This is a genomic window from Adlercreutzia wanghongyangiae (genome assembly GCF_035989245.1).
Classification (GTDB): Bacteria; Actinomycetota; Coriobacteriia; order Coriobacteriales; family Eggerthellaceae; genus Adlercreutzia; species Adlercreutzia wanghongyangiae.
Genome location: NZ_JAYMFF010000009.1, coordinates 161,443 through 174,256 on the forward strand (window position 1 = coordinate 161,443; position 12,814 = coordinate 174,256).

Below are 12,814 nucleotides of genomic sequence, written 5' to 3' on the forward strand. Positions count from 1 at the left end.
ACCGCGCGTCCGTATCGCTGGATACACAATGCGGTAGAATACCAAAGATTCACTGCGGCGTGGCGAGGAAATCGGCCCGAGAGGGGCGAATCTTCGCGAGACGCACACATTGGCAGCCCGGGGGCACCCGACAGACGCGATAAGAAAGACATCATGACCCACGATATCTCCCATATCCGCAACTTCTCGATCATCGCCCACATCGACCACGGCAAGTCCACCTTGTCCGACCGCATCTTGGAGCTGACCGGCACGGTGGCCAAGCGCGACATGCAGGCCCAGCTGCTCGACTCCATGGACATCGAGCGCGAGCGCGGCATCACCATCAAGAGCCAGGCCGTGCGCGTGGCCTACACCGCCGACGACGGCGAGACCTACCAGCTGAACCTCATCGACACCCCCGGGCACGTGGACTTCACCTACGAGGTGAGCCGCAGCCTCGCGGCCTGCGACGGCGCAGTGCTCGTGGTGGACGCCACCCAGGGCGTGGAGGCCCAGACCGTGGCCAACGCAATGCTCGCTATGAACGCCGATCTTGAGATCATCCCGCTCATCAACAAGATCGACCTGCCGGCCGCCGAGCCCGAGCGCGTGAAGGCCGAGATCGAGGACGGCCTGGCCATCCCCGCCGACGACGCGGTGCTCGCCTCCGGCAAGACCGGCGAGGGCGTTCACGACCTGTTGGAAGCCGTGGTCTACAACATTCCCGCACCCGTTGGCGACGGAGAGGCGCCCCTGCGTGCGCTTATCTTCGACAGCTACTTCGATGCCTACCGCGGTGTGGTGGCCCTCATCCGCGTGGTGGACGGCCGCATCAAGAAGGGCGACAAGATTCGCATGATGGCCACGGGCACCGAGACCCTCGTGGAAGAGGTGGGCGCACGCCACCCGCAGGAGGTGGCCGAGGAGGCGCTCTACGTGGGCGAGGTGGGCTACCTGGTCACGGGCCTCAAGGACGTGAGCCAGGTGAAGGTGGGCGACACCATCACCTTGGCCGACGGCGGCGTGAACGATCCCCTTCCCGGCTACCGCGAGGCAAAGCCCATGGTGTTCACGGGCCTGTTCCCCATCGACGGCGACCAGTACGAGCCTTTGAAGGAGGCGCTGGAGAAGCTCTCGCTGAACGATCCGGCGCTCGTGTGGGAGCCTGAGACCTCCCACGCCCTCGGCTTCGGCTTCCGCGTGGGCTTTTTGGGCCTTCTGCATATGGAGGTCATCAAGGAGCGCCTCGAGCGCGAGTTCGGGCTCGACCTTCTGGCCACGGCACCCTCGGTGGAGTACCACGTGTACCTGAAGGGCGGCGAGATGGTGTCTTTGCACTCGCCCCAGGAGATGCCCGACCCTGGCTCCATCGACCATGTGGAAGAGCCCTACCTGAAGGCGAAGATCCTCATCCCGCCCGACTACGTGGGCGCTGTGATGGATCTGGCCGTGGCGCGGCGCGGCAACTTCGTCACCATGAACTACCTGTCCCAGACCACGGTCGAGATGCTCTGGGAGATTCCGCTTTCCGAGCTCATCCTGGACTTCTTCGACAAGCTGAAGTCGAACACGAAGGGCTACGCGAGCCTCGACTACGAGATGGACGGCTACAAGCCCTCGCAGCTCGTGAAGCTGGACATCCTCTTGTCGGGCAAGCCCATCGACGCGCTGTCGTTCATCGTGCACAAGGACAAGGCCTACGACCGCGGGCGCGTGCTCTGCGACAAGCTGAAGGAGATCATCCCGCGCCAGATGTTCGAGGTGCCCATCCAGGCGGCTATCGGCGGGCGCGTGCTCGCGCGCCAGACGGTGAAGGCCAAGCGCAAGGACGTGCTGGCCAAGTGCTACGGCGGCGACATTACGCGCAAGCGCAAGCTTCTGGAGAAGCAGAAGGCCGGCAAGAAGCGCATGAAGGCCATCGGGAATGTGGAGGTGCCCCAGGAGGCCTTCATGGCCATCCTGAAGGTGGACGACTAGAGCCGGCCGCCGCAAGAGCCCCGAAGGCGGCCCAATCCGTCATTCTGCTTACGGGCGCCCTCCGGCGCCCGCACTGCGGCGGATTTCCCCTAGAATGATCTTCGGCACCTACCGCGCCGCCGGGCGCGCTGCGAGCAAAGGACAGGAGACGACCATGGGAGCACAGACGGAGGATCGGCGCGAGCTGCCGCGCATCACGCCCGACGAGGGGGCGATGCTGGCCGCCGAGACGGCAGCAGATGCGCCCTTCGGCAAGCCGGTGCGCCTGTACCCCAACCTGTACCTAGTGCGGCTGCCGCTGCCCCACAACCCCCTGAAGGCCCTGAACTCCTACTTCATCTTGGATGACGACGGCACCACCACCATCGTGGACGTGGGCTTCAACCACCCCGACTGCGAGCGCGCCATCGACGACGCCCTACGCGATCTGGGACGGTCGTGGGACAAGGTGCAGGTGCTGCTCACCCATTCGCACCCCGACCACACCGGCAACCTCGACCGCATCTGGCGCCCGGGCATGCCCGTGCTCGCGAACTTGCACTCCTTCCAAGAGGTGAAGAACCTGATGGAGATGGAGGACAACGTGTACGGCCCGCTGCTCTTGCAAGCCGCCACGCTGGACCAGCAGAAGGACATGACCTTTACCGACAACGGCCCGCGCCTGCACGTGTCGGCCGAGTTGCTGCCTCTTTCCACCTATCCCGTCATGACGTATCTGGCCGACGGCGACCGGCTGCACCTGGGCGACTTCAACTTCGAGGTGATCGAGACCCCGGGCCACGACCCGTGGCACATCTGCCTGTACGAGCCGCACCACCGCTTCATGATCGTGGGCGACCACGTGCTGGAGCGTATCACGCCCTCGGTGTCGTCGTGGTTCCCCGCCTACAACGCCCTGGCGGCCTTCCTCGACAGCCTTGAGAAAGTGGGCGCCTACGACGTCGACCTGGTGCTGCCGGCCCATGGCAAGCCCTTCACCGGCCTGCACGAGCGGGTCGATTTCCTGATCAGCCACCATCAGAAGCGCCTCGAGGAAATCTACGAGCTGGTGGCTTCCGGCCACGACGACATCGTGCAGATATCCCAACACGCCACCTGGCGCTATCCCGACTGGAAGAGCTGGCCTTTGGATCAGAAGTACTTCTCGATGGGGGAAACGCTGGCGCATCTCACCTACCTGGTGCGCGAGGGCCGCATCCTGCAGGGTATCTGCGGCTACGAGTACTACTTCCGCATGCCCTACGACCGCAAGAACACCGCCCTGGCCACGACGACCCCGCCCGCCTAGGAGGGCCGCTTCAGAGTGTCGACGAGCCAGCGGTAGAACACCTCGTCCGCGTCGGCGCCGCTTTTCATAGCGCGCTCGGCATCGCGGGAGGAAACGAGCGCCCGGCGCAACTCGGCCGGCGTGTAGTTGCGCGCCCAGGCCGTCATGTTTTTCACCTTCCAATCGGGCACCTTCAAGGTGCGCGCGATGGCACCCGCATTGCCGCGGGCGCGCAGGCACTGCACGCCCATGAGATCGCGGATGCGCCCGGTGCACATGGCGATGAGCGCATGGGGCGAGGCCGAGTCCATCTTAGCCAGCAGTCCCAGGCACTTGGCCAGGTTGCGCTCGGCCAGGGCATCGGTGAGAAACCACGGCTTCACCTCGGCGGTGCGGGCCACCAGCTGGCGCACCTCCCGCTCGCCCACCGGCTCGCCGCCGCCGTGGGCCAGGGCGATCTTCTTCAGCTCGTTATCGAGGTGCACCGTGCTCTCGCCCACCAGCTCCACCAGAGCCGCCGCCGCGCCCTCGCTGAGCACGATGCCGTGGCCGGTGGCCATGGCGCGCACTTGGCGCGGCAAGTCGCGGGCCGCCGGAGGCGCGCAATCGATAACCGCCTTCGGCCCCACCGCCGCCACCGCCTTGTACAGGCGCGTGTTCTTCGCCAGCTTGTCGGCTTCCAGGAACAGCACGGTGGACTCGTTGGGCGCGCCTAGATAAGCGACCAGCTCCTCGGAATCGGCTTTCTTCAACTTGTCGGCGTTGCGCACGTGCACCAGCCGCACGGGGCTGGCGAAGGGAATGGTGTTGCAGGCGGACACAACAGCCGCCCCTTCGCACACCTCGCCGTCGAAGTCGTCGGAGTTGAAGGACAGATCGCCCATCTTCGACAGGCGGGTGCGCAACCGCTCGATGACGGCCGCACGTTTGAGGCTGTCCTCGCCCACAGCGAGATAGGCGCCCAGCAGACTGCTCTGTTCGTTTCCGTTGCTCATAGGCCCATTGTACCCGATTAGGCTGCCGCCGCGTCGCGCTGCGTGCGCACCTCGAGCTTCTCCATCGAGAATGCAACGGTCACGTCCCCCGCCTGGTCGGTGCGCAGCACCCGAGCGCCTCCTTCCTCCAACAGGGCGCACACCTCTGGTGCCGGATGCCCGTAGCGGTTGCCCTTGCCGACGCTCACCAGGGCGATTTCCGGATCAAGGCGGTCGACCAGGTGCCCGTCGAGGCTCTTTCGCGAGCCGTGATGGCCCACCTTCAGCACATCCACCCCTGCAGCGGGCAAGAGCCCCTCCATGGCGTCCAGCTGCTCGGCCTCGGCATCCCCGCACAAGAGCGCCGTCCATTCCACATCGCCGTCGCCATCGCCGTCGTAGGCACAGAGGAAAGTGAGGCTGTCGGCGTTGCCGCCCTCGTCGGCGAACGAGGCCGGCCACACCACGGTAAGCGTGAACCGTCCGCAGCGCACCGCATCGCCCACGCGCAAGCCCTGCACGCCATCGGGATAGCCGGCCTGCCGCGCATCGCCCAGCAGGTCGATGCACGAGGAGCATGAACACGACAGCAGGTCGTCGGCCACCAGCACGCCGCCGACCGCCGCCACATCGGCCAAGGCCGAAAGCGATCCGCAGTGGTCGTCGTCGGGATGGGTGATGGCCACACGGTCCAGCGTGCGCACCTCCTGGCGCGCGCACGCCTCCTTCAGGAGTGCATCGCGGTTTCCCGTGTCCACCAGAACGGCCGCCCCCTGGCTGCGCACCAGGAAGGCATCGCCCTGGCCCACATCCAGCATGACGATCTCGTCGCCCGGAGCGGGACGCACCAGCACCACCGCCAGCACGACAACGGCGGCAACACCGGCAGCGGCAGCCCACTGCCGCGCCTGCGCGGGCCACCACGCCCACAAGGCGCCCACGAGCAGCACCGACAGGCAGACCATCGGAGCCGCGGCGGCATCCACGGCCAAACAGGTGCCGGGCCACGATGCCAGCAGCTGCACCGCTCCAGAAAGCGGGACCGTGGCCAGAGCGGCCGCCCCCACTGCCGCCGGCGCCGCACAAGGAACGATGCAGGAGAAGGCCGCCGCCGCGAATCCCACGACGCAGGCCAATGCGAACAGCGGCGCGGCCGCGATGTTCGCCAGAGGCGCCAGCAACGGCACTTGGGAGAACAGCGCCGCCGCATAAGGCTGGGTAGCTGCCGCCGAGGCTCCCGTCAACGCCAGGGGGCCCGCCACGGCACCCCGCAGACGCCGGCTGCAACCGCCGCGGAGTGCACGTCCCTGAAACAAGGGCGCCAACAGCACGATGCCCAGCGTCGAGCCGGCCGACAGAACGAACGACGGCGCCAACAGCCCCGATGCGTCAACACCGCCGAACAGCACGAGACACAACCCCAGGGCGCTTAAGGCCGATGAACGCCGATCGACCACCAGCGACAACAGACCCGTGGCGGCCATCAGCGCCGCCCGCACAGCCGACACCGGCATGCCCGTGAAGCCCACGTAGCCCATGAGGAACAAGCCGATAACCACCACCTGGGGCCGCCGACCCAAACCTATCAGGCGAAGCCCTGCGGTAACGAAGAGCGTGACGATGGACAGATGCGCTCCCGACACCGCCACCAGATGCGCCAGGCCCACCCGTTTGAACTGCTCGTAAGCACCCGTCTCGTCCAAGGGCCCCCGCCAGCCGCACACCAGCGCCTGCAGCAAAGGCGCCTCCGCGCCCCCGTGAGCGCCGAGCAGCTCCACGGCGCGCCGCCGCAGGCCGAGAAGCGGAGCCGCATCCGCGCGTTCTGCCTCGTCGGACAGCTCCCCCAAGCTCAGCGAACCCGCCAGACCGGCATTCCAGTAGTAGTCGGCGGCCTCCTCCGGCGGCGGCGCAAGCGCGCCCCTCACCGTCAGGCGCTCGCCCTGCATCAACGACGTCCCCTCCGCGGGAAGGTTCAAACGCACCGGTACGGCGCCGAGGGAGCTCTCCGCGCGCGCCTCGGCCCAGGCGCCAAACGACGAGGCGCGCGCATCAGTTGTCAAGGTGCACGTCCAGACGGCTTCCCGACCGGCCAACACGCCGCCGCCAACGAGGGAGACGCCGGCCGCGGCGCTCGCCGCCAAGGAGGCCGCCAGCCCCAGGGCCAGTACCGCGCGCACCGGCATCGCACGCCTTCGAAAGCAGAAGACGGCCAGCGCCCCCATCGCCGCGACTCCGCCGATGCCGGCGGCGACGCAGGCCACGGCGCCCCCGTGGCGCAGCAACGGGAACACCAGGGCCACGCCTCCCCACAAGGCCAGCCCCGCCAGCAGCAAAGGGGGCAGGTGCGGCCGCGGCGGTGCACAGTGCTCGCTCACACGCATATCAGATCCCTCAGGGCCTCGAACTTCTTCTCGCCGATGCCCGAGACCCGCTTCAGGTCCTCCACGGTCTTGAAGGGGCCGTTCGCCTCGCGATCGGCGACGATCTTAGCGGCCGTGGCCTCCCCCACGCCCGGCAGCGCCGTCAGCTCGGACTCGCTTGCCCGATTGATATCGACGAGACCACCCGATGCCGATGCCCCCGGCGTCCCATCGGTCGCAGCGACGGAAACCGCTTCGCCGGCCGTCCCATCGGGTATGACCACCTGCTCGCCGTCTTGCAGCACGCGCGCCAAGTTCACCGCCGCCGTCTGCGCCGCCTCGGTCAGACCGCCCGCCGCAGCCACGGCATCGACAATGCGGCTGCCCGCATCCAAGTAGTACACGCCCGGCACCCGCACCGCCCCGTCCACATGCACGCACAGCTGCGGTGCTGCGGCGGCACTCTCAGGCAGCACGACGTCGGCCGTCGGCGCATCGGCTGCCTCCTGCACGGCGGCCGTCCCCTCCGTCGCCCCGTCGGCATCGCTCGCCGGCTCCGCAGACGCCTGCACCTCGAAGGCCGCCGGCGCGCCCGGCAGCCCCGCCAGGACCGCCCCCGCAGCTATCAGAACTGCGAGCAGCACCGCCAGGGCCAGGAACACCGGGCGCGGCACGGCGGACAAATGCAGCTTGGACGACAGGCGCTCCGCTTGATCTTGAAAGGCCATGGCAGCTCCTTAGAACGGGATACGGCAAGCTTAGCCGACTGCTGTCGCAGTTCCGTCTCGGGAACCACCGCCCTCCGTTCGCCGCGCCACCGCATACAGTTCGCCTTTCAGCCGCCCGCTCGTCGCCGCCGCATCCGCCCTGCTGCCGCGCCGATGTCGCGCTGGAGCCGTCGATGCGCGACAAAACCCTGGTGAGGCTATCGTGACACCGTCCCCCGAAGCGAACCGCACGCAACCCCGCAACCTCGCCCCCCAACGCAAGAGGACCCCGGCGCCTTGCGGCGGCCGGGGTCCTCCCCGTATCGGAATCTCGCGTCTAGGATGCCCGCACCCGCGGCGGCCGGTAGGCAGGACATGCATAGTCGTGCGCCTCGGCCGCGTCGGCCAGCGCCGTCACCCACTCCTGCCAGGGAAACGCCTCCTCGGCAGCCTCCACATCGGCAAGCTTCGCGTGGGTCTCGGGATTGCGCGGCATGAACAGCGTGCAGCAGTCCGGCGCATCCTGCGAGGAAATCTCGAAGGTGCCGAGCTGCTGGGCCGCGTCGATAATCTCCAGCTTGTCCGAGCCGATGAGCGGGCGGAACACCGGCATCTCCACCGCGGCATCCGTCGCGCGGATGTTGTCCAGCGTCTGAGAGGCCACCTGTCCCAGGCTCTCGCCGGTCACCAGAGCGCCGGCCCGCTCGCGTCGCGCCAGCTCTTCGGCCACGCGGAACATGAGGCGCCGATACAGGATGACGCGCAGGCCCGGCGGGCAAGCGATGGATATCTCGCGCTGGTAGTCGCCAAAGGGCACCACATACACCCGCGCGATGCAGCCGGTGCGCTGGAGCACCCGCGCGATGTCGTCCACCAGAAACTCCGAGGCATCCGACGTCTGCGGCCGCCCCGAGAAATGCACGCCCACGCACACCGCCCCGCGCCGGGCCATGCGCCACAGCGCCACTGGCGAGTCGATGCCCGATGACAGCAGGCCCACCACGGTGCCCGAGCTGCCCACCGGCAAGCCCCCCACGCCGCGCTCGCTGCGAGCGTACACGTAGGTGGAGCCCTCCACCACCTCCACGCCCACGGTAACGTCGGGATCCTTCATCTGCACGCGCTTGGCGGGAAACGCCTCGCACAGCATCGCCCCGATATCGCGGTTCAGCTGCATGGAATCGATGGGGAACGCGGTGTGGTTGCGCCGCGCCGACACCTTGAAGCTCCCGAACGGCTCCGCCTCGGCCAACGCGATGCAGGCTGCCCGGCCCATGGCATCCATCTCCTGCTCGCACTTGAAGCCGCAGGAAACGCGCGCCACGCCGGGCACGCCCAAAATGGCATCGGTGCACTCGTTGGCCACTTCCAGGGTGGTTCCCTCACGCAGAAACACCAGAATACGCCCCGAGATGCGGTGGATGGTCACCACCGGAAACTCGGAAAGAAGCGATTCCAGGTTCTTCTGAAGGCGCTTCTCGAACACCGAGCGATTGCGCCCCTTGAGCCCGATCTCATGGTAATGCACGAGAATGATTCTCTGAAATTCAATCATAACTCACCTGTTCGCCTAAGGAAGACAGCGAGAGGCCGACAGGTGCCTGGAATTGCCCCGCCTTCGGGCCAAGTGACCTTCGGTCACGCCGCGCCCGAAACAAGGGGCAAAGCCAGGTGCCTGTCGGCCTCGCAGCATCGAGCAGTTCGAATTTGCGTTAGCAAATTCGAAACGATCTAATGGTTTTTAACATCGATAGACTCGGGGTCGTAGGAAACCTCGCCGCGGGCGATCTCGTTGAAGGCCATGGACAGGGGCTTCGTGTCGGCGGCGCGGGCGATCTCCACTGCCGTCTGCAGCTGAATGGCGCGATCACGCTGGCCGCGCATCATGTCGTTGATGTCGTGGGCGCGCTTGGAGGCCAGGGCGCACAGCAGAAAACGGTCGTTATCGGTTTCGTCCAGCAGGACGTCGATCTTCGGTTCAATGATGCTCATAGAATGAATGTCCTCTTACTTCTGCTCGGCAGTTTCGTTCACGTAAGCGACCAGCTGGGCGACGGCCTCGTCCAAATCGTCGTTCACAAGCCGTATATCATACTCCATTTTGCGGGAAAGCTCCACCAAAGCCGTGTCCATGCGCTTTCTCACCACATCATCGGTCTCAGTACCGCGGCCGCGCAGGCGCCGCTCCAGCTCCTCCAGCGACGGCGGCTCGATGAACACCAGATGCGCCTCGGGCATCTTCTCCTTTACCTGCAGGGCGCCCTGCACCTCGATCTCGAGGATCACCTGCTTGCCGGCCGCCATCTCGCGCTGCACCGAGGCAAGCGGAGTGCCGTAGCAGTTATCGGAATACTGGGCCCACTCCAAAAAGCCCCCCTCATCGGCCAGGGCCAGGAAGTCGTCTTTGGAAAGGAAGTAATAGGAAACGCCCTCGACCTCACCGGGTCGAGGGCGCCTCGTCGTTGCCGAGACGGAAACCCATGCATCCGGCACCTCCTTGACGAGACGGGCGATGATCGTTCCCTTGCCGGTCCCCGAGGGACCGCTGATGACAAAGAGGTTTCCGGTGCGCATGAAATCCTTTTCGGTCGTGGTTACTTGGTCAAACGAGCCAGCAGAGCCTCACGCTGGCGCTCGCCGATGCCCTTGATGCGACGGCTCTCGGCGATCTGCAGCTCCTTCATGATGCGCTCGGCCTTGGCCTTGCCATAGCCGGGCAGCGTCTCGATGAGCGTCGAGATCTTCATACGGCCCACCACATGATCGTCGCGCATATCGAGCACCTGGGCGACGGTGAGCTTGCCGGTCTTCAGTTCTTCTCGAATCTGCGCCCGCTTGATGCGCGCTGCCTTCGCCTTCTCCAGAGCCTCGGCGCGGGCTTCGGGGCTGAGTTCGGGGATAGCCATGGTTCTGTTCTCCTTCCGGTTAGGGCTGCCGAAATAGTACCATGCATTGATGACAAAACAACACGTAATTTACGCCGAATCAGCAATTGAGGGAAATTCCTTCAAATCCTTCATCTACGCGGGGCGTTTTACCTTGAAGCCGACTCCAGTTCGGCCGCGATGGCGTCGAAGGCGGCCACCGGATCGGCAGCCTCGGTGATCGGCCGACCCACGACGATGTGGGACGCTCCGGCCTCAAATGCCTGGGCAGGCGTGGCTACGCGGCTCTGGTCGCCGAGCGCTGCGCCGGCCGGGCGCACGCCGGGGGTGACGATGTAGGCGTCGGGTCCCAGAAGCTCGCGCAGGGCGGCCGCCTCCTGGGGCGAGGCCACCACGCCCGAGATCCCGGCCTCGGCCGTTTGGGCCGCGAGCGCCACCACCTGCTCGGGCAAGGGGCGCGCCACGCCCGTGGCCGCCAGGGCCTCGGGGCTCATGGAAGTGAGCACCGTGATGCCCAGGGTGGCGGGCACTTCTCCCCCGTACTCGCCCGCGCCCTCCACCGCGCCCCGCTGGCCGGCCTCCATCATGGCCACGCCGCCCACGGTGTGCATGGTGAGCATGTCGGCGCCGCTCGCAGCCGCCGAGCGGGCCGCGCCCTGCACCTGATGCGGGATGTCGTGGAACTTCAGATCGAGGAAAACGTTGAAGCCACGGCGCTTGAACATCTTCACGATGGCCGGACCCTCGGCGTAGTACAGCGTCATGCCGATCTTCAACCACTTCGCATGGCCCTCCAGCTTGTCGGCGAGCGCAATGGCCTCCCAGGCGTCGCAGTCGAGCGCCACGATGACGCGGTCGGCGGCGGGGATGTTATCGAAGGACGTTAGCATTTCAAGGCTCCAATCAGCTCGTTCACGTCGGCCACGCCCTGCTCCTCGCAGTAGGCGGCAATGCCGTCGATGACATCGACCGTGGCCGTCGGGTTCACGAAGTTTGCCGTGCCCACGGCCACCGCGGTGGCGCCGGCCAGCATGAACTCCACGGCATCCTCGCCGGTGGAGATGCCGCCCATGCCGAGCACCGGCACCGCGACGGCGTTCGCCACCTGCCACACCATGCGCAAGGCCACGGGCTTCACCGCCGGACCCGAGAAGCCGCCCACCACGCGAGCGAGCTTCGGCGTGCGGGTGCGCGCGTCCACGGCCATACCCAAAAGCGTGTTGATGAGCGAGATGGCGTCGGCACCGGCCGCCTCGGCCGCGCGGGCGATCTCGGTCACGTCGGTGACGTTGGGCGTGAGCTTCACGATGAGCGGCCGCTTGGTGGCCGCGCGGCACAGGCCTACCACCTTCTCCACGCTGGGAACATGGCAGCCCATGGTCATGCCGCCGGCATCCACGTTAGGGCACGAGATATTCACCTCGTAGGCGTCCACCGGCGCCTCTTCCAGAGCCTCGATGACCGATACGTACTCGTCGAAGGAGTGGCCCGACACGTTCACGATGGTAGTGGCGCCGATGGAGGAAAGCCACGGCAGCTCGCACTCCTTCAAGTGCGCCACGCCGGGGTTCTGAAGCCCGATGGAGTTCAGCATGCCCGAGGCCGTCTCGGCGATGCGGGGGCTCGCGTTGCCCTCCCAGCCGTTCAGGGACACGCCCTTGGTGGTGACGGCGCCGAGGGCGGCCACGTCCACGAAGTCGTGGTACTCCCGCCCCGCGCCGAAGGTGCCCGAGGCCACGGTGACGGGGTTCTTCATGGCAAGGCCGCCCAGGTTCACGGCCAGATTCACGTTGGTTGCATTCGGTACGCGCTGCATTACCACACCACCTCGCTCGCCGGGAACACCGGGCCGTCCACGCAGGCGCGGCGTTTGCCGCCCACCGTATCCACCACGCAGGACAGACACGCGCCCACGCCGCACGCCATGCGACGCTCCATGGATATCTCGCAGAACACGCCGGCCGCATCCGCCATGCCCGCCACAATGCGCATGAGGGGCTCCGGGCCGCAGCAGGCCACGTAGTCGTAGGGCGCTCCCTCGGCGGCCGCGGAGGCCAGGGCCTCCTCCACGAGCGGCGTGCAGAAGCCCGCATGCCCGAAGCTGCCGTCGTCGGTGGAGCAGACCGGCTCGCAGCCCAGCGCCGCTCCATAGCGCTCGCGGGCCACCAGCGCGTCGATGGTAGAGGCGCCGAGCACGGCCGTCACCTCCACGCCAGCGGCCTTCAGCTCTTCGGCAAGCGGATACAGAGGCGCGCTTCCCACGCCACCGGCCACGATGAGGGCGCGCTTGCATCCCTCGGGCACCTCCCACCCCCGCCCGATGGGGCCAATGAGCTCCACGGCATCGTTGACGCCAAGGGAAGTCATATGCTCGGTGCCGTAGCCGAGCACCTGATACATCATGTCCACGGTGCCGGCTTCTGCATCATGGGCATACACACCGAAGGGGCGGCGGAGAATGTGGTCGTCCATGCCGGGAACCTTGAGGTGCACAAACTGACCGGGACGGGCCGCGGCGGCAATCTCGGGGGCCCGCACGGTCATGAGCCAGATGTTGCACCCCGCTTCCTCGTTCACCAGAATGGGCGCTGTCTCGTTGCAAAGCGTCATAGGCTCTCCTGTCGCGTCGGCGGAAATCACACGTTGCCTGACATTCTAACGC

General features: G+C 66.7%; 12 protein-coding genes. 2 read left to right on the top strand and 10 right to left on the bottom strand.

Features of this window, described 5'->3' with window-relative positions:
* The first annotated feature begins 153 nt into the window (after positions 1 to 153).
* Both lepA and VIN30_RS05750 read left to right on the top strand, forming a co-directional pair.
* The gene (gene lepA / locus VIN30_RS05745; RefSeq protein WP_326424596.1) at positions 154 to 1,959 is read left to right on the top strand and encodes a translation elongation factor 4; all 1,806 of its coding nucleotides are present in this window, start codon (positions 154 to 156) and stop codon (positions 1,957 to 1,959) included.
* Positions 1,960 to 2,113: 154 nt separating this feature from the next.
* Positions 2,114 to 3,247, top strand: a complete 1,134-nt coding sequence (locus tag VIN30_RS05750; RefSeq protein WP_326424595.1) for an MBL fold metallo-hydrolase — start codon at positions 2,114 to 2,116, stop codon at positions 3,245 to 3,247.
* Here VIN30_RS05750 and holA read toward each other — a convergent pair.
* The 10 genes from holA to VIN30_RS05800 all read right to left on the bottom strand — a co-directional run bounded on the left by holA (position 3,244) and on the right by VIN30_RS05800 (position 12,762).
* Entirely contained in the window at positions 3,244 to 4,221 is a 978-nt protein-coding gene (gene holA / locus VIN30_RS05755; protein ID WP_326424594.1) for a DNA polymerase III subunit delta, read from the bottom strand. The genes VIN30_RS05750 and holA overlap by 4 nt on opposite strands.
* A gap of 17 nt (positions 4,222 to 4,238) precedes the next feature.
* Positions 4,239 to 6,581, bottom strand: a complete 2,343-nt coding sequence (locus VIN30_RS05760) for a ComEC/Rec2 family competence protein (protein ID WP_326424593.1) — start codon at positions 6,579 to 6,581, stop codon at positions 4,239 to 4,241.
* Positions 6,572 to 7,288, bottom strand: a complete 717-nt coding sequence (locus VIN30_RS05765; protein ID WP_326424592.1) for a ComEA family DNA-binding protein — start codon at positions 7,286 to 7,288, stop codon at positions 6,572 to 6,574. The genes VIN30_RS05760 and VIN30_RS05765 overlap by 10 nt, the downstream gene beginning before the upstream one ends.
* 316 nt (positions 7,289 to 7,604) lie before the next feature.
* Complete coding sequence (gene thiI, locus VIN30_RS05770; RefSeq protein ID WP_338210009.1) at positions 7,605 to 8,822, bottom strand: tRNA uracil 4-sulfurtransferase ThiI; 1,218 nt, start codon at positions 8,820 to 8,822, stop codon at positions 7,605 to 7,607.
* A gap of 176 nt (positions 8,823 to 8,998) precedes the next feature.
* Positions 8,999 to 9,259: a DNA-directed RNA polymerase subunit omega gene (locus tag VIN30_RS05775; protein WP_028026283.1), complete on the bottom strand. Its 261-nt coding sequence runs from the start codon at positions 9,257 to 9,259 to the stop codon at positions 8,999 to 9,001.
* A 15-nt stretch (positions 9,260 to 9,274) separates the two neighbouring features.
* Positions 9,275 to 9,841 (bottom strand): guanylate kinase, encoded by a 567-nt coding sequence (gene gmk, locus VIN30_RS05780; protein ID WP_338210012.1) that lies wholly within the window; start codon positions 9,839 to 9,841, stop codon positions 9,275 to 9,277.
* Between the two features lie 20 nt (positions 9,842 to 9,861).
* Positions 9,862 to 10,173 carry an integration host factor, actinobacterial type gene (mihF, locus tag VIN30_RS05785; protein ID WP_028026281.1) on the bottom strand — a complete coding sequence of 104 codons (312 nt, stop codon included), beginning with the start codon at positions 10,171 to 10,173 and terminating at the stop codon, positions 9,862 to 9,864.
* A 128-nt stretch (positions 10,174 to 10,301) separates the two neighbouring features.
* Entirely contained in the window at positions 10,302 to 11,042 is a 741-nt protein-coding gene (pyrF, locus tag VIN30_RS05790) for an orotidine-5'-phosphate decarboxylase (protein ID WP_338210014.1), read from the bottom strand.
* Positions 11,036 to 11,968, bottom strand: coding sequence for a dihydroorotate dehydrogenase (locus tag VIN30_RS05795; RefSeq protein WP_338210015.1), 933 nt, complete (start codon positions 11,966 to 11,968; stop codon positions 11,036 to 11,038). Before VIN30_RS05795 ends, pyrF begins: the two co-directional genes overlap by 7 nt.
* Positions 11,968 to 12,762: a dihydroorotate dehydrogenase electron transfer subunit gene (locus tag VIN30_RS05800; RefSeq protein WP_338210016.1), complete on the bottom strand. Its 795-nt coding sequence runs from the start codon at positions 12,760 to 12,762 to the stop codon at positions 11,968 to 11,970. Before VIN30_RS05800 ends, VIN30_RS05795 begins: the two co-directional genes overlap by 1 nt.
* Positions 12,763 to 12,814: the final 52 nt, after the last annotated feature.

What these genes read in the sequence shown, in the direction of transcription:
- lepA (WP_326424596.1), top strand. Translation starts at nt 154, where the DNA reads ATGACCCACGATATCTCCCATATCCGCAACTTCTCGATCATCGCCCAC.
- VIN30_RS05750 (WP_326424595.1), top strand. Translation starts at nt 2,114, where the DNA reads ATGGGAGCACAGACGGAGGATCGGCGCGAGCTGCCGCGCATCACGCCC.
- holA (WP_326424594.1), bottom strand. Translation starts at nt 4,221, where the DNA reads ATGAGCAACGGAAACGAACAGAGCAGTCTGCTGGGCGCCTATCTCGCT.
- VIN30_RS05760 (WP_326424593.1), bottom strand. Translation starts at nt 6,581, where the DNA reads ATGCGTGTGAGCGAGCACTGTGCACCGCCGCGGCCGCACCTGCCCCCT.
- VIN30_RS05765 (WP_326424592.1), bottom strand. Translation starts at nt 7,288, where the DNA reads ATGGCCTTTCAAGATCAAGCGGAGCGCCTGTCGTCCAAGCTGCATTTG.
- thiI (WP_338210009.1), bottom strand. Translation starts at nt 8,822, where the DNA reads ATGATTGAATTTCAGAGAATCATTCTCGTGCATTACCATGAGATCGGG.
- VIN30_RS05775 (WP_028026283.1), bottom strand. Translation starts at nt 9,259, where the DNA reads ATGAGCATCATTGAACCGAAGATCGACGTCCTGCTGGACGAAACCGAT.
- gmk (WP_338210012.1), bottom strand. Translation starts at nt 9,841, where the DNA reads ATGCGCACCGGAAACCTCTTTGTCATCAGCGGTCCCTCGGGGACCGGC.
- mihF (WP_028026281.1), bottom strand. Translation starts at nt 10,173, where the DNA reads ATGGCTATCCCCGAACTCAGCCCCGAAGCCCGCGCCGAGGCTCTGGAG.
- pyrF (WP_338210014.1), bottom strand. Translation starts at nt 11,042, where the DNA reads ATGCTAACGTCCTTCGATAACATCCCCGCCGCCGACCGCGTCATCGTG.
- VIN30_RS05795 (WP_338210015.1), bottom strand. Translation starts at nt 11,968, where the DNA reads ATGCAGCGCGTACCGAATGCAACCAACGTGAATCTGGCCGTGAACCTG.
- VIN30_RS05800 (WP_338210016.1), bottom strand. Translation starts at nt 12,762, where the DNA reads ATGACGCTTTGCAACGAGACAGCGCCCATTCTGGTGAACGAGGAAGCG.